11 protein-coding genes are annotated in these 15,845 nt (G+C 74.5%); 8 read left to right on the forward strand and 3 right to left on the reverse strand.

What is annotated here, in order from left to right:
• Positions 1–21: 21 nt before the first annotated feature.
• Positions 22–957 carry a S66 peptidase family protein gene (locus ACQEUX_RS00260; protein ID WP_433039535.1) on the reverse strand — a complete coding sequence of 312 codons (936 nt, stop codon included), beginning with the start codon at positions 955–957 and terminating at the stop codon, positions 22–24.
• Positions 958–1,103: 146 nt separating this feature from the next.
• Here ACQEUX_RS00260 and ACQEUX_RS00265 point away from each other — a divergent pair, with 146 nt between their 5' ends.
• The 5 genes from ACQEUX_RS00265 (at position 1,104) to mptB (ACQEUX_RS00285) (ending at position 9,480) form a co-directional block, all read left to right on the forward strand.
• Positions 1,104–1,871: a type 1 glutamine amidotransferase gene (locus ACQEUX_RS00265; RefSeq protein WP_433039537.1), complete on the forward strand. Its 768-nt coding sequence runs from the start codon at positions 1,104–1,106 to the stop codon at positions 1,869–1,871.
• Complete coding sequence (locus ACQEUX_RS00270; protein WP_433039539.1) at positions 1,871–4,891, forward strand: bifunctional [glutamine synthetase] adenylyltransferase/[glutamine synthetase]-adenylyl-L-tyrosine phosphorylase; 3,021 nt, start codon at positions 1,871–1,873, stop codon at positions 4,889–4,891. The genes ACQEUX_RS00265 and ACQEUX_RS00270 overlap by 1 nt, the downstream gene beginning before the upstream one ends.
• Complete coding sequence (locus ACQEUX_RS00275) at positions 4,884–6,512, forward strand: hypothetical protein (protein WP_433039541.1); 1,629 nt, start codon at positions 4,884–4,886, stop codon at positions 6,510–6,512. Before ACQEUX_RS00270 ends, ACQEUX_RS00275 begins: the two co-directional genes overlap by 8 nt.
• Before the next feature lie 71 nt (positions 6,513–6,583).
• Positions 6,584–7,984 carry a polyprenol phosphomannose-dependent alpha 1,6 mannosyltransferase MptB gene (gene mptB / locus ACQEUX_RS00280; RefSeq protein ID WP_433039543.1) on the forward strand — a complete coding sequence of 467 codons (1,401 nt, stop codon included), beginning with the start codon at positions 6,584–6,586 and terminating at the stop codon, positions 7,982–7,984.
• A 14-nt stretch (positions 7,985–7,998) separates the two neighbouring features.
• On the forward strand, positions 7,999–9,480 hold the full coding sequence (gene mptB, locus ACQEUX_RS00285) for a polyprenol phosphomannose-dependent alpha 1,6 mannosyltransferase MptB (RefSeq protein WP_433039545.1): 1,482 nt from the start codon (positions 7,999–8,001) through the stop codon (positions 9,478–9,480).
• Between the two features lie 139 nt (positions 9,481–9,619).
• On the opposite strand, the gene glnA is transcribed toward mptB (ACQEUX_RS00285), so the two are convergent.
• Positions 9,620–11,044: a type I glutamate--ammonia ligase gene (gene glnA / locus ACQEUX_RS00290; RefSeq protein WP_433039547.1), complete on the reverse strand. Its 1,425-nt coding sequence runs from the start codon at positions 11,042–11,044 to the stop codon at positions 9,620–9,622.
• Between the two features lie 263 nt (positions 11,045–11,307).
• On the opposite strand from glnA, the gene ACQEUX_RS00295 reads away from it, so the two are divergent.
• Positions 11,308–11,706 carry an RDD family protein gene (locus ACQEUX_RS00295; RefSeq protein WP_433039549.1) on the forward strand — a complete coding sequence of 133 codons (399 nt, stop codon included), beginning with the start codon at positions 11,308–11,310 and terminating at the stop codon, positions 11,704–11,706.
• A 73-nt stretch (positions 11,707–11,779) separates the two neighbouring features.
• Here the strand turns inward: ACQEUX_RS00295 and ACQEUX_RS00300 are convergent, their stop codons facing one another.
• Positions 11,780–12,466 (reverse strand): DUF4191 domain-containing protein, encoded by a 687-nt coding sequence (locus tag ACQEUX_RS00300; RefSeq protein WP_145779624.1) that lies wholly within the window; start codon positions 12,464–12,466, stop codon positions 11,780–11,782.
• Positions 12,467–12,673: 207 nt separating this feature from the next.
• Between ACQEUX_RS00300 and ACQEUX_RS00305 the strand changes: the two genes are divergently transcribed.
• Together ACQEUX_RS00305 and ACQEUX_RS00310 are read left to right on the forward strand one after the other, a co-directional pair.
• Positions 12,674–12,844, forward strand: coding sequence for a hypothetical protein (locus ACQEUX_RS00305; RefSeq protein WP_433039551.1), 171 nt, complete (start codon positions 12,674–12,676; stop codon positions 12,842–12,844).
• Between the two features lie 104 nt (positions 12,845–12,948).
• Positions 12,949–15,843, forward strand: a complete 2,895-nt coding sequence (locus ACQEUX_RS00310) for a helix-turn-helix transcriptional regulator (RefSeq protein ID WP_433039553.1) — start codon at positions 12,949–12,951, stop codon at positions 15,841–15,843.
• Positions 15,844–15,845: the final 2 nt, after the last annotated feature.

Consider the following 15,845-nt stretch of genomic DNA (forward strand, 5'->3'; position numbering starts at 1 on the left):
GGGTGGGGGTGGGGAAGGGGGTCAGCGGACGGCGGGGGTGGCCGTCAGGGTTCCGGTGTCGACGTCGAGGTGGGCCTGGGTGCCGACCGGGACCGTCAGCTGGCCGGGGCCGTGGCCGATGGGAAGGCCGCCGAGCACCGGTACGCCCAGGTCACCGAGGCGTTCGGTGAGGACGTCGACGACCGTGGTGTCCCAGCCGTCGGCGCAGTTGGTGAACTGGCCGACCGCCACCCCGGCCAGCCCGTCCAAGGCACCGGCCCGGCGTAGCTGGGTGAGCATCCGGTCGACCTTGTACGGGGGCTCCTGCACGTCCTCGATCAACAGCACCGCCCCGGTCAGGTCGGGCAGGTCCGGTGTGCCGATCGACGCGGCGATCATGCACAGGTTGCCGCCGAGCACGGTGCCGGTGGCGCGACCCGGGACGCGTACGCCGAAGGTGTCCTCGGTCGGCACGGCGGTGATCGACACCGGCTCGGTCGTCATGAGCGCGGCGTGCAGGGACTCGGCGGAGCGCAGCGGGGTCCGTTCGTCCCGCCAGGCCGCCCCCGGGCCGTGCACCCCGGCCAGGCGGGCACCGCGCCAGAGCGCGAACTGCAACGCGGTGATGTCCGAGAAGCCGGCCACCACCTTCGGGTCGCGACGGACCGCGGCCATGTCGATGGCGTCCACGATCCGCTGGGCGCCGTACCCGCCGCGGGTGCAGATCACCCCGCGGACCTGCGGGTCGGCGAACGCCGCGTTCAGGTCGGCGGCGCGCAGGTCGTCCGCGCCGGCCAGGTAGCCGTGCCGGGCGTACGCGTTGGGTGCCGGCACGGGGCGCAGCCCCCACCCGAGCAGCAACTCCATGCCCCGGGCCACCCGCTCCGGCGAGGTCGGCCCGGACGGCGACACCAGCAGCACCGTGTCGCCCGGGCGGAGCACGGGCGGGCGGACGGCGGTGGTGTCCTCGCTGATCACAGCCGCAGAGCCTAACGACCCCGCGACCTCCGGGCCGCCGTACGGTGGCGCCTCCGACAAAAGGACGGCGGCACGACGGCGGCGGGATAGCGGCGCCGGCCCGTGGTGGGCGTGGCGTCACGCCGTGCACCGGCTAGCCTCGACGGGTGGCAACCGCGCTGGTGATCGAGAACGACCCGACGAACGACGCCCGCCGGCTGGGTGAGTGGCTGACCGAGGCCGGGCTGGAGCTGTGGGTGGTCCGCCCGCACGCCGGCGACGAGCTCCCCGCCGACCTGGAGGGGTACGCGGCGCTGGTGGTGCTCGGCGGCGACCAACAGGCGTACCCGCTGCCGGACGGCTCGCCCGGCGCACCCTGGTTCCCCGCCGTGGAGGGGCTGCTGCGCAAGGCGGTCCGCTACCGGGTGCCCACCCTGGCCGTCTGCCTGGGCGCGCAGCTGCTCGCCACCGCCCACGCCGGGCTGGTCGAGCGGAGCCCGTCCGGGCCGGAGATCGGCCCCGCGGTGGTCGGCCGGCGCGACGCCGCCGAGGGCGACCCACTGTTCCGTTTCGTGCCGCTGATCCCGGACGTGCTCCAGTGGCACGCCGACGAGATCACCGAGCTGCCCCGGGGCGCCACCCTGCTGGCCGCCTCCACCCGCTACCCGCACCAGGCGTTCCGGCTCGGCGACCGGGCGTGGGGGCTGCAGTTCCACATCGAGTGCGACGAGGCGATGATCGCCGACTGGGCCACCGACTCGACCCAACTCGCCGAGCTGGGCTACGACCCGGAGCTGGTGGTCGCGGCCTGCGCCTCGGTGCTGGCCGACGTCGAGGAGGTCTGGCAGCCGTTCGCCGCCCGGTTCGCCGCGCTGGCCCTCGGCGAGCTGGACGACAGCACGACGCGGCGTGGCCTGCCGCTGCTCGGGCACTGATGAGCCGGCCGACCAGGGCGCCGGGCCGGCTCGCCCGGTACGGCTTCGGCACCGCCGAGGGCGACGGCGGCGCGCGCGCCGCTGACCTGCTCGGCCCGGACGGGCTGCGCCTGTGGCGGCCGGTCGAGCAGGAGCCGGTCGACGAGGTCGCCTCCGAGCTGCTCGCCGCGCTGTCCCGGGCCGCCGACCCGGACCTGGCGCTGCGTCAACTGCACCGCATCGTCGAGGCCGAACGCCGTACCGACGGCGGCAGCACCGAATCACGGCTGCTGGCGGAGCTGCACGCCGACGCCGGGCTGCGGCGGCGGCTGATCGCGGTGCTCGGTGCCTCGTCGGCGCTCGGCGATCACCTGGTGGCTCATCCCGAGCACTGCGCGGCGCTGCGTACCGCCCCGGACGGGCTCGCGCCGACCGCCGAGGGGCGGCTGGAGCCGACCGACGGTGGCAACCCGGTGGCGGTGCTGCGGTCCGCGTACCGGTTGGCGTTGCTGCGGATCGCGGCGGCCGATCTGACCGGCGGGCGCGGCCTGGAGCAGACCATGGCCGCGCTCTCCGCGCTGGCCGACGCGACGCTGGCAGCCGCGTACGAGATCGCCGTCGCGGAGCTGGCGGAGGGCACCGAGCGGCCCCGGCTCGCGGTGGTGGCGATGGGCAAGTGCGGCGGCGACGAGCTGAACTACGTCTCCGACGTGGACGTCATCTTCGTGGCTGCCGAGGACGCCGACCTGTCCGCCGCGACCCTGGTGGCGACCCGACTGATCCACATCTGTGGGCTGGTCGCCTGGCCGGTGGACGCCGCGCTGCGCCCCGAGGGCAACCGGGGCCCGCTGGTGCGGACCCTCGCCAGCCACCTGGCCTACTACCGCCGGTGGGCGCGCACCTGGGAGTTCCAGGCGCTGCTCAAGGCACGCCCGGCCGCCGGCGATCTGCCGCTGGCCCAGGAATGGATCGACGAACTCGCGCCGCTGGTCTGGCGGGCGGCCGAACGGCCCGAGGCGGTCGAGGACGTCCGCGCCATGCGCCGCCGGATCATCGACCACATCCCGCCGAAGGAGCTGGAGCGCGAGATCAAGCGTGGTCCCGGCGGGCTGCGCGACATCGAGTTCGCCGTCCAGTTGCTGCAACTCGTGCACGGCCGCGGTGACGAGACGCTGCGGGCACCCGGCACCCTCCCGGCGCTACGCGCGCTCGTCGCCGGCGGCTACGTCGGTCGGGCCGACGGCGAGGCGCTGCTGCGCGGCTACCGCTTCCTGCGCAGCGTCGAGCACCGCCTGCAACTGCAGGGCCTGCGTCGTACGCACACCGTGCCCACCGAGCCGGGCGCGCTGCGCTGGCTCGCCGCCGCACTGGGCTTCACGGCGGCGCCGGGGCGCAGCGCCGTGGAGAGCTTCCGGGCCGAGTGGGTCACCCACGCCGCCGAGGTACGCCGGCTGCACGCCAAACTGCTCTACCGGCCGCTGCTGGAGTCGGTGGCCCGGGTGCCGGCCGACGGCCTGCGGCTCACCCCGGAGGCGGCCAGGAACCGGCTGGAGATCCTCGGCTTCGCCGACCCGGCCGGGGCGCTGCGCCACCTGCAGGCGCTCACCGGCGGGGTGAGTCGCACGGCGGCCATCCAGCGGACGCTGCTGCCGGTGCTGCTCAGCGAGTTCGCCGACGCGCCGGAGCCGGACCGGGGGCTGCTCAACTACCGGAAGGTCTCCGACAAACTCGGCAGCACCCCCTGGTATCTGCGGCTGCTGCGCGACGGCGGCCCGGTCGCCCGGAGGCTCGCCCGGGTGCTCGCCCTCTCCCGCTACGTCGCCGACCTGCTCGCCCGGGACCCGGAGGCGCTGCGGCTGCTGGCCGAGGAGAACGAGCTGGCGCCGCGCTCCCGGGAGGTGCTCCGGGAAGGATTCCTCGCGGCGGCGGCCCGGCACAACGACCCGGTCGAGGCGACCCGCGCGGTGCGCGCGGTGCGGCGTCGGGAGCTGGTTCGGGTGGCCTGCGCCGACGTGCTCTGCCGGGCGGGCGCACTCGCACCCACCCCCACCCGGCCCGACGGCGTGAACCGGCCGGCCCCCGGGCTGGCCGACATCACCGAGGTCGGCACGGCGCTCGCCGACATCACCGACGCCACCCTGGCCGCCGCGCTGCGTGCCGCCCAGGCCAGTCAGCCCGCACCCCCCGGGCTGCGGTTCGCGGTGATCGGCATGGGACGCCTCGGCGGGTACGAGTCGAACTACCTCTCCGACGCCGACGTGCTCTTCGTCTACGACCCGCCCGCCGGGACCAGCGAGAGCGTCGCCAGCGCCGCCGCGCACGCGATCGCCGAGGAGCTGCGCCGGTTGCTCGGCGTGCCCGCCCCCGACCCGCCGCTGGGCGTCGACGCCGACCTGCGCCCCGAGGGCCGGCAGGGCCCGTTGGTGCGCAGCCTCGCCGCGTACGCGCAGTACTACGCCCGCTGGTCGCGCGTGTGGGAGGCGCAGGCACTGCTGCGTGCCCGGTTCGTCTGCGGCGACGCCGACCTGGGCGCCGAGTTCGAGGCGATGATCGAGCCGGTGCGGTACCCGGCCGACGGGTTGACCCGCGAGCAGGTCGTCGAGATCCGCCGGATCAAGGCCCGGGTGGAGACCGAGCGGCTGCCCCGGGGCGCCGACCCGGCCACCCACACCAAGTTGGGTCGCGGTGGGCTGGCCGACGTGGAGTGGGCGGTGCAGCTCGTCCAGCTCCGGCACGCCGGGGCGGTCCCGGCGCTGCGTGGCACGCGTACCCTCGACGCCCTCGCGGCCGCCGAGCGGGCCGGCCTGATCGACCCGGCGGACGCCGCGGAGATGGCCGCCGGCTGGTCCCTGGCCGCGCAGGTCCGTAACGCGTTGATGCTGGTCCGGGGCCGGGCCGGCGACCAGCTGCCCCGGCACGGGGTGGAGTTGGCCGGCGTGGTCCGGCTGCTCGGCCGGGATGACCCGGGCGAGTTCCTCGACGAGTACCTGCGCATCGGTCGCCGGTCCCGCGCCGCCACGGAACGTGTCCTCAATGCCTGACGGGTCGACGCGCCCGGCCGGGCAGCGCATCGTCGGGCGCATCGGCTGGGCGGCGCCGACCGGGGTCGCGGTGGCGCTCGCCGTCGCGTTCCTGTTCGCGCCGCGGATGGGCACCGACCTCGCCGCCCAGGTGGCGCGTGCCGAGTTCGCTGACCGGTACGGTGCCACGCCCCTCGACCTCGGCTGGTACGGCGGCGTCAACCAGTACGGCTACAGCCTGTTCACGGCCCGGTTGGGCGCACTGATCGGGGTGCGTCCGCTGGGGGCCGTCGCCGCCGTACTCGGCGCGGCGGCGCTGGGGTGGCTGTTCATCCGGAACCGGGCGCGCCGGCCGCTGCTGGCCGGCGTCCTCGGTGCCGTGGTGCTGGTCGGCAATCTGGCGAGCGGCCGGATCACCTTCGCCGTCGGGCTGGCGTTCGGACTGCTGGCGCTCTGTGCGGTCAGCGCGGAACGCCCACCGCGTTCGGCTCGGCTGGCGCTCGCCGCCGGCTGCGCTGCCCTGGCCACGGCGGCGAGTCCGGTCGCCGGCCTGTTCACCGGGCTGGCCGGCGCGGCGTTGCTGCTGGCCGCCCTGCGACGCGGCGACGGGCCCGGCCGCCGACTGCCGGGTGGGTGGCGGGCGGAGCGACCACTGGCGGAGGGCGTCGTCCTGGCCGTGGCACCCGCTGTCACCCTGGCCCCGATCGCGTTCCTCTTCGGCAACGGGGGCACCCAGCCGTACTCGGCCGAGTCGATGCGGATCAACGTCGCGCTCGCCGTGCTGGTGGCCGTCGTGCTGCCGCGTCGCCGCCGGGTGCTGCGCGTCGGCGCGCTGCTCACGGTGCTGCTCCTGGTCGGGGCGTACTACGTGCCCAGCCCGATCGGATCCAACGCGCTGCGCCTGCCGCTGCTGTTCGCGCTGCCCGTGCTGGCCGGGTACGCCCCGCTGCCGGGGCCGTGGCTGGCCGGGCTGCTCGCCGCGACCGTCTGGTGGCAGTCGCCGGTGATGGTGAGCGACGTGACCCGGGCCGGCTCCCCGGAGAGCGCGGCGGCGTTCTACCGGCCGCTCGTCGCGGAACTCGACCGGCGGCAGCCGGTCGGGCGGGTCGAGGTCGTGCCCCTGCGGGACCACTGGGAGTCCGCGTACCTCCCGCCGACCGTGCCGCTCGCCCGCGGCTGGGAACGCCAGGTCGACAGCGATCGCAACTCGGTGTTCTACGACGGCACCCTGAGCGCGGAGACCTACGAGCGGTGGCTGCGCCACGAGGCGGTGGCCTACGTGGTGCTCGCCCCGGATGCTCCCGCTGATCGGTGGGGCCGCGACGAGGCCGCGCTGATCCGTGCCGACCTGCCGTACCTGCGGGAGGTCTGGCGCGATCCGACCTGGCGGATGTACGCCGTGGTCGATCCGACTCCGCTGGTCGGGGCCCCGGGCCAGCTCGTCGCGGCCGACCGGGGCACGGTCCGGCTGACCGCCACGCCCGGCGACGTGCAGGTTCGGGTGCGGTGGTCGCGCTGGCTGTCGCTGACCGGCCCGGACGGCTGTGTGCGGGCCGGCGCGGACGGGTGGACCGAGGTGCGGGTTCGCGCCGCCGGTCACTACTCGATCTCCAGCGACCTCACGCCGGCGAACCACTGCTGACCACCCGGAGTCGCACGCGGGCCGGGTGCCTGCCGTCGTCGTCCCGCCGCGGTGCTGGCAGCATGTCGACCGTGCCTTCCCACCTCGCGCGCTGGACCGGCCTGGCCGGCTCGACGCTGCTCGCGCTGTCCGCCTACCTCGGGGGCGCGTTTCCCGGCGGCCCCCTGCGCAGCACCCCGGTCAGCATCTGGCAGGGCCCCAACGGCCCGCTGATCCTCGCCGCCTGGGCGGTCGGCTCCGGCCTGATGGCGTACGCCTGGTGGGCGCTGCGCGACGGGGGGACGTCGACGCGGTGGGCCCTGGTCACCGTGGGGCTCTGGTTGCTGCCGTTGCTGGTCGCACCGCCTTTCGGTAGCCGGGACGTGTATGCGTACGCCTGCCAGGGTGCCAGCTTCGCCGGCGGCATCAGCCCGTACGAGCAGGGCGTCTCCGCGCTGCCCTGTCCATGGCTGGACACGGTCTCGGTCATCTGGCGCGACACTCCGGCGCCGTACGGGCCGCTCTTCGTGCTCATCGCGGGTGCGGTGGTCAAGGTCACCGGTTCGCTGACCGCCAGCATCGTGCTGTTCCGGGCGCTGTCGCTGGTCGGGGTGGTGTTGTGCGCGTGGGCGCTGCCGGCGCTGGCGCGCCGGGCGGGTGTGCCGGCCAAGCGGGCGGTGTGGCTCGCCCTGGGCTCCCCACTGGTCGCCGCGCACCTGATCGGCGGCCCACACAACGACGTGCTGATGCTCGCCGCGCTGGTCGGTGGGCTGGCCGTGGTGGCGTCGCACCCGGGCCGGCGCGGAATGCTGCTGGTTGGTGGGCTGCTTCTCGGCGTCGCGGTGGCGATCAAGGTGACCGCCGTGGTGGTGGTGCCGTTCGCCGCGCTGGCGGCCACCGCCGGGCCGTACCGGATCCGGACGCTGATCCGCGACGGCGGCTGGGTGGTCGGCGGCGCGGTCGCCGCCGTCGTCGGGGTGACCGTCGCGGGCGGGCTGGACCTCGGCTGGGTCGGCGGGCTGTCCCAGGGCGGCGCCGCCATCGCCTGGACCTCCCCGCCGACAGCCGCCGGGCAGACGATCGGGTACGTCGCGGCGTTGTTCGGCGGGCACGTCGACGCGCTGCCGGTGACGCGCGGGATCGCCGTCGTGCTCCTGGCCGTGCTCCTCGTCTGGCTGTGGTGGCGAGCGCGCACCCGCGACCCGCTGTACTACGCCGGCCTCGCGCTCGCCCTCACCGTCGCGCTCTCTCCCGTGGTGCACCCCTGGTACTGGACCTGGCCGTTGTTCGTGCTGGCGGCCACCGCCCGGCGGACCAGATGGTTCACCGTGGTCGCCCTGGTCGCGTCGTTCCTGGTGCTGCCCGACGGCACCGGCCTGCCCCGGTACACCAAGACGGTCGGGGCGCCGCTGATGACGCTGTTGGTGATCGTGGTGGTCATCCGGTTGGTACGGTCGGCTCGGGCGGCCCGTCAGCCGGTCGCCGCCGACTGAGGGAAGGTGCGCCGGTGACCGCTCCCGGCGCGCCGCCGCCTGGTCCGCCGCCTGGTCCTCTGTCGGCACGCCTCGCCCGGTACGCGGGACTGGTCGGCGCGGTCCTGCTGACCGTGGCCGGGTACCTCGGCGGCGCACTACCCGACGCCCCGCTCGGCGCGACACCGGTGTCGATCTGGCGAGCCCCGGGCGGCCCGGCGACGCTGGCCTGCTGGCTGGTCGGCACCGCCCTGCTGGTCGGCGCGTGGTGGTCGTTGCGCGGGGGTGTGCCGTCGACCCGCTGGGCGTACGCCACCGCTGGGCTGTGGGCGCTGCCGCTGCTGGTCGCGCCACCGATGGGCAGTCGGGACGTCTACTCGTACGCCTGTCAGGGCTGGACGTACGCACACGGCGTCGACCCGTACGCGGTGGGAGTGGCGGCGGCGGGCTGCCCGTGGCTGGAGACGGTGGCGCCCATCTGGCGGGACACACCGGCGCCGTACGGGCCGGTGTTCGTGCTGCTCGCGGCGCTCGCGGTGAGCCTCGGCGGTGGGCTCACCGGCACGGTCGTGGCGCTGCGGCTGGCCGCCGTGGCGGGCCTGCTGCTGGCCGCGCTCTGCCTGCCCGGGCTGGCGCGGGCGGCCGGGGTGCCCTCTCGGCGGGCGGTCTGGCTGGCGCTGGCCGGCCCGCTGGTCGGGGTGCACCTGGTGGCCGGAGCGCACAACGACGCGCTGATGCTCGGGCTGCTGCTGTGTGGGCTGTTGCTGGTGATCCGGCGGCCGGGTCTGCCCGCGGCGTTGCTCCTGGCCGGGGCGCTGCTCGGGCTGGCGGTGACGGTGAAGGCCAGCGCCCTGGTGGTGGTGCCGTTCGCCGCGCTGGCCGCGGTGCGCGGTCGCCACACCGTACGGGCGCTGCTGCGCGACGGCGGCTGGCTGGCCGGCGGGCTGCTCGCCGCGTCGCTGGTCACCTCGGCGCTGTCCGGCCTCGGGTTCGGTTGGGTGGGCGGGCTGACCCACAGCGGTGACTCGGAGCAGTGGACGTCGCCGCCGACCGCCGTCGGGCTGGTGGTGGACTACGCCGGCGCGCTGGTCGGCCGGGAGCCGGGGGCGGTGCCGGTGGTTCGCGCGGTTGCCCTGCTGCTGCTCGCCGGGGTGCTGGTGGTGCTCTGGTGGCGGGCCTGGCGGGCCCTGCGCGCCGTGAACGACGTCCGGCAGCCGATGGCGCGGATCGAGGCGACGCGCCCCCGGGTGGCGCTGCACGGCGCGGCGCTGGCGTTGGTCGCCACCGTCGTCCTGTCCCCGGTCTTCCATCCCTGGTACGCGACCTGGCCGCTGGCGCTGCTCGCGCTCACCGCCGTGCGGACGACGTGGTTCGTGCTGCCGGTCGCGGTGGCGGCCTTCCTCGCCCTGCCCGACGGCACCAACCTGGCCCGCTTCACGAAGGCCCCCGGCGCCGTGGCGATGACCGCCCTGCTCCTGGCCGTGCTCCTGCTGCTCCGGCGCACCCGACCCCGGTGATCAAGTGACGAGAAGTAGGTCAGGGACACTCCTGGAACCTATTTTTCGACACCTGATCACCAACAGTGGGTGGGATGAAGCGGGCTCGGGCCGGCTCCGCGTACGCGGAGCCGGCCCGAGCTGGTGGTGCAGCGACTGCTCAGCAGTCGTAGTACATGGCGAACTCGTGCGGGGTCGGGCGCAGGCGCACCGGGTCGACCTCGTTGGCCCGCTTCCACTCGACCCAGGTGGAGATCAGGTCGGGGGTGAAGACGCCGCCGTCGAGCAGGTAGTCGTGGTCGGCCTCGAGGGAGTCGAGCACGGCCGGCAGCGAGCCCGGCACCTGCTTGACGTCGCCCCACTCCTCCGGCGGGAGGTCGTAGAGGTCCTTGTCGATCGGCGTCGGCGGCTCGATCTTGCTCTTGATGCCGTCCAGGCCGGCCATCATCATGGCCGAGAAGGCCAGGTAGACGTTGGCCGACGGGTCCGGCACGCGGAACTCGACGCGCTTGGCCTTCGGGTTGCTGCCGGTCACCGGGATGCGGGTGCAGGCGGAGCGGTTGCGCTGCGAGTAGACCAGGTTGACCGGCGCCTCGAAGCCCGGCACCAGCCGGCGGTACGAGTTGACCGTCGGGTTGGTGAAGGCCAGCAGCGACGGCGCGTGGTGCAGCAGGCCGCCGATGTACCAGCGGGCGGTGTCGGACAGGCCGGCGTAGCCGGTCTCGTCGTAGAAGAGCGGCTCACCGTTGAGCCAGAGGCTCTGGTGGGTGTGCATGCCGGAACCGTTGTCGCCGAACAGCGGCTTGGGCATGAAGGTCGCGGTCTTGCCGTTGGCCCAGGCCTCGTTCTTCACGATGTACTTGAAGAGCTGGAGCTGGTCACCGGCGTGCAGCAGGGTGGAGAACCGGTAGTTGATCTCGGACTGGCCGGCGGTGCCCACCTCGTGGTGCGAGCGCTCCACGTTGAAGCCGGTGTCGACGAGGCGGCGCACGATCGAGTCACGCAGGTCGGCGTAGTGGTCGACCGGCGGGACGGGGAAGTAGCCGCCCTTGTACGCGGTCTTGTAACCGCGGTTGCCGCCCGGCTCTTCGCGGCCGGTGTTCCACGCGCCCTCGATCGAGTCGATGTAGTAGAACGACTGGTGCGCCGAGGTTTCGTGGCGGATCGAGTCGAAGATGTAGAACTCGGCCTCGGCGCCGAAGTAGGCGGTGTCGGCGATGCCGCTCGCCGCGAGGTACGCCTCGGCCTTCTTCGCCACGTTGCGCGGGTCGCGGCTGTAGGCCTCGCGGGTGAACGGGTCGTGGATGAAGAAGTTGAGCGCGAGGGTCTTCTGCGCGCGGAACGGGTCGATGAACGCGGTGGCGACGTCCGGGAGCAGGAGCATGTCCGACTCGTGGATCGCCTGGAAACCGCGGATCGACGAACCGTCGAACGCGAGGCCGTCGGTGAAGAGGTCGTCGTTGACGGACTCGACCGGCAGGTTGAAGTGCTGCATCACGCCGGGCAGGTCACAGAAACGTACGTCGACGAACTTCACGTCCTCGTTCTTGAGGTATCGCAGCAGTTCCTCGGGATTGGCGAACACACATCCTCCTGGCACGTCCACGGGGTGGCTAGGCTTCTGGCGACGCTAGGGCCAAGCGGTTGCCCGGCCGTGTCTCCGTTGTTTCTGCCGTGTTACGTCCCTCGCGGAGCGTCAGCGACGCTCCTGTCCACGCCTTCGGCCCGCCGCGAACGCCGTACCGGCTGTGCCAGTGTAATGACATCTGATGCCTTTGGCCCGATTCGGCACGCAGGGGTGCGGGCACCCGGCGAGCCCTCGTCCCCGCGCGGATACCCTTGACCGCTGTGACCAATCCGCACGCCCCGGCAGCGCCGGCCACCGACCCCACCTTCACCCCGCCGAGCCTCGGTCGGCGGTTCGGGGCGCTGATCATCGACTGGGTGCTCTGCCTGCTGGTGTCCAACTTCTTCGCCGACCCGGTGCGTGACGGTTGGGCGCCGGTGCTGGTTCTGGTGCTGGTCTACGGCATCTTCCTCGGCCTGTTCGCCCAGACGCCGGGCATGTACATCACCAAGGTCCGCTGCGTGAACTGGCACGACGGTGGCCGGATCGGCGTGCTCCGAGGGCTGATCCGGGGCCTCCTGCTGGCCCTCGTCGTCCCCGCGCTGATCATGAACGAGCACCGGCGTGGCCTGCACGACCGGCTCACCGACTCGGTCATCGTCGACGCACCGCGCGGCTGAGCCCAGCCCGGCGACCAAGAAAGAGCCGGACCCGCGCGGGGTCCGGCTCTTTCTCGTCGTACGCCAATGGGGGTCAGCGGCCCCGCGACTGGCGGAAGGCGCCCGGCGGCCGCATGTTCTTCGGGATCGCGCCCTTGGGCATCTGCGGTCGGGCGGTGAGCGCCTTGAGTCGCTTGTCCAGCGAGTTGACGTCCTTACCGGAGAGCGCGCGGGGCAGGCGCAGCAGCGTGGTCCGCAGCTTGCGGATCGGCAGTTCGCCCTCTTCCTGCCCGATCACGTAGTCGTGCAGGGGGGCGGAGCCGATCACCTTGGACAGCCGCCGCTTCTCCTGCCCGAGCAGGCCGCGCACCCGCTGCGGGTTGCCCTCAGCCAGCAGGATCACGCCCGGGCGGCCGATCACCAAATGGACCATGTCCATCTGGGTGGTCGAGCTGACCGCCGGGGTCACCCGCCAGTCGCCGCGCATGTTCTCCATGATCTGCGCCGCCGCGCCGGGTTGCCCCTCGGCGGCGTTCATCATCGCCTTGTTGGAGCGCAGGTTGAGCACGATCAGCACCGCGAGCAGGATGAACAGGATGCCCAGCGGCAGCCAGATCCAGCCCCAGAGGATGACCGCGACCACGGTGAGGGCGAGCGGGAGGAGCACCGCGGCGGCGACCAACGGCGCGAACCACCGGTCCTGCTTGGCGGTGAACTGGAACACCATCCCGATCTGCTTCAGCCGCTGGCCGAACGAGACCTTCTCCTGGGGCTTTGCCATACCGCTGAGTCTAGTGGTCGCCGCCCGCCCCGTTGATCCGCGTCCGGGTGCCGGGGCAGCTGAGTACCTTACGTCGCCGTACGCCTCCGGACCGGGCGGGTAAGGAGGGCGGCGGTCGGGAAGATGAGGCGCTGTGCCCATGCCCGGGTGGGGCCTTCGCGCGAAGAGTCATCAGCAGAAGACGACGACGCCACGAAGGAGCCCGACATGTTCGGCAACGACGCGGACTTTCTGCTCTCCCTGCACCGTACCCACGCCGCCGAGCTGCGCGCCGAAGCGGAGGCGGAACGGCTCGCCCGGTCGCTGGCGCGCCGCGCCGGCCGCGGGTGGTTCGGCCGGCGCAAGCAGGCCGGCCGCACCGGCGACGCCCGCCGGTGACCGCGCCCGCCGCACCGGCCACAAGACCCGAGCCAGCCCCGCCGCCCGGTCACCGGCCGATCGGCGGGGCTGGCGGCGGGGGCCGTCATGGCATGCTCGAACCCGTGACCGTACGCGCCGCCAGCTCCGTCCTCGTCGGCCGCCACCGTGAGATCGCCGCGCTGCGCGACGCGCTCTCCCGGGCTCGGGCGGGGGAGCCGACCACCGTGCTGGTCGGTGGCGAGGCGGGCGTCGGTAAGACCCGGCTGCTGGAGGAGTTCGCCGGCTGGGCCACCGACGGCGGAGCGCGGGCGCTGGTCGGCCAGTGCCTGGAGCTGGGCGAGGCGGGCCTGCCGTTCGCCCCGTTCGCTGCCGCGCTGCGCGCGGTGCTGCGCGCCGACGGCCCCGAGGTCTTCGCCGGCTACGAGGCCGAGTTCGCCCCGCTGCTGCCGGAGCTGGGCCGGGCGTCCACGGCGCTGGCCGCGCCGCGCGCCGTCCCGCTCAGCGACGCCCCGCGCGGCTACCTGTTCGACCTGGTAGCCGAGCTGTTCCAACGGCTCGCCGATGCCCGCCCGCTGGTGCTGATCATCGAGGACCTGCACTGGGCCGACCGCTCCACCCGTGACCTGATCGGCTTCCTGGTCCGGGCCGCCCGGCCGGGCCGGTTGCTGCTGGCCTGCACCTACCGCACCGACGAGTTGCAGCGCGGGCACCCGCTGCGTCCGTTCCTGGCCGAGCTCGATCGGGCTCGCGGCGTGGAGCGGGTCGAGCTGGGCCGACTGGACCGTGACGGCACCGCCGCGATCCTCGCCGACCTGCTCGGCGCCGAGCCGCCCGCCCGTGCGGTCGACGACGTCCATGACCGCACCCAGGGCAATCCCTTCTTCATCGAGGAGCTGGCGGTCGCCGGTGACCCGATCGGCTGCGTCGCGCTCCCGGAGACACTGCGGGACCTGCTGCTGGCCCGGGTGGACCGGCTGCCCGAGCCGGCGCAGCGGGTGCTGCGGATCGCCGCGGCCGGCGGCAGCCGCTTCGCCCACGACCTGCTCGCCGAGGTTGCCGCGCTGCCCGAGGCCGAGCTGGAGGACGCCCTGCGCGCCGCCGTCGCCGCCCAGTTGGTGGTGGCCGGTAGGGAGGGTGACTACGAGTTCCGGCACGCGCTGGTCCGCGAGGCGGTGCACGACGAGTTGCTGCCCGGCGAGCACGCCCGGCTGCACGCCCGGTTCGCCGCCGCCATCGAGGCCCAGCCACACCTGGTCGCCGCGGGCCGGGCCCCGGCCGAGATCGCCCACCACTGGTACGCCGCGCACAACCACCCCCGTGCCCTCGTCGCCGCGCGAGCCGCGGCCTGCGCCGCTGCCGACCGGTACGCGTACGCCGAGCAGCGCCGGCTGTTGGAGCGGGCGCTGGAGCTGTGGGAGCTGGTGCCCGACGCCGCCGTCCTGCTCGGCATGGACCACCTGGCGCTGCTGGAGCAGACCCTGGACGCGGCGGTCACCGCCGGCGACTTCAGCCGGGCGATCACCCTGACCCGGGCCGGGCTGGCCGAGGTGGATGCCGACGCCGCGCCGCTGCGCGCCGCCCGCCTGCTGGACCAGCGAGGTCGGCTGCTGGCGCTGCTCGGCAAGAGTGACGGCAGCCGGGAACTCGGTGAGGCGTACCGGCTGGCGGCGGGCGGCCCGACCGGCGTGGAACGGGTCCGGCTGCTCGCCGACATCGCCGCCCACCTGGTCAAGATCGACCCACAGCAGGCGGCCCGGGTGGCCGCCGAGGCTGCGACGGACGCCGAGGCGCTCGGCGAGAACCGGGCCCTGCTGCCCGCGCGGATCGCCCTGCTCTGCCACGGCGAGCGGGACCTGGAGCGAGGGCTGGCCGAGCTGAGCCAGGCCGAGGCGGTGGCCCGTGCGTCCGGGGACGCCACGGCCCTGGTGCTCGCCCGGGTGTACCAGTCGGACGCGCTCTGCGAGTTGGGCCGCTACGCCGAGTCCGCGCAGGCCGCCGAGGCCGGCATGCCCGAGGCGCGGAGGGTGGGGATCAGCCGCTCCACCGGGGCGTACCTGCTGTCCAACCGGGCCGAGGCGCTGATCGCGCTGGGTCGGTGGGACGAGGCCGAGGCGGTCTGCGCGGAAGCGGCTCGGATCGACCTGTCCGGTGTCACCGGGTTGCACTGGCTGCAGCTCGCCGCCGGGCTGCGACTGGCCCGCGCCCACCCGGGCGCCGACGAGCTGGTCGGCCGGGCACTCGCCTTCCTCAACCGGCCCTACCTGTGGCCGAACCACCGGCTGCCCCTGCACGAACTGGCGATCGAGGCGGGGCTGGCCGCCGACGACAAGGTCGAGGCGATCCGGGCGGCCCGTGTCGCGGTGGCCGACGAGAGCCTGCCGCAGCTGCCCCGCGAGGGCTGGCCGGTGCTCAGCGCCGCCGCGCGTGCCGCCACCCGCGTGCTGGACCGTGACGTGCTGGCCGCCGTGGCGGCGCTCGCCGCCGACCTGCCCGCCCGGCACCCGGCGGCGCGGGCGCACGCCGCCCAGGTCGCCGCCCTGCTCGCGGTCGGCGACCAGGCGCTGCCGGCGTGGCGTACGGCGGTCGACGCGTGGCGGGCGGACGGGCAGCCGTACCCGCTGGGCCGGGCGTTGCTGACGCTCGCCGAGGCGGCCGCCGCCGCCGGCGAGCGCGACGAGACGGCGGCGGCCGTCACCGAGGCCGCCGAGATCGGCCGACGGCTGGGTGCGGTGCCGCTCACCGAAGCCGCCGCCACCCTGGCGCGGCGGGTCGGTCTGCGCACGGCGGGGCAGGGCGGGGCCGGCGCCGACCTGCTGACCGCTCGGGAGCGGGAGGTGCTGCGGCTGGTCGCCGAGGGGCAGAGCAACAGCCGGATCGCCGGGCAGTTGTTCATCTCCCCGAAGACGGCCAGCGTGCACGTGTCCCGGATCATCGCCAAGCTGGGCGTGACCAACCGGGTGGAGGCCGCCGCCCTGGCCCACCGCCTCGGCCTGCTCGACGCGCCCTCACCCCACTGACC

Origin of the sequence: Micromonospora sp. CA-259024 (assembly GCF_050936255.1) — a bacterium.
In the GTDB taxonomy this organism is placed as follows: Bacteria; Actinomycetota; Actinomycetes; order Mycobacteriales; family Micromonosporaceae; genus Micromonospora.

Excerpts from the sequence above, each read along its gene's own strand:
- ACQEUX_RS00270 (WP_433039539.1), top strand. The coding sequence starts at position 1,871 with ATGAGCCGGCCGACCAGGGCGCCGGGCCGGCTCGCCCGGTACGGCTTC.
- ACQEUX_RS00275 (WP_433039541.1), top strand. The coding sequence starts at position 4,884 with ATGCCTGACGGGTCGACGCGCCCGGCCGGGCAGCGCATCGTCGGGCGC.
- ACQEUX_RS00300 (WP_145779624.1), bottom strand. The coding sequence starts at position 12,466 with ATGGCAAAGCCCCAGGAGAAGGTCTCGTTCGGCCAGCGGCTGAAGCAG.
- ACQEUX_RS00305 (WP_433039551.1), top strand. The coding sequence starts at position 12,674 with ATGTTCGGCAACGACGCGGACTTTCTGCTCTCCCTGCACCGTACCCAC.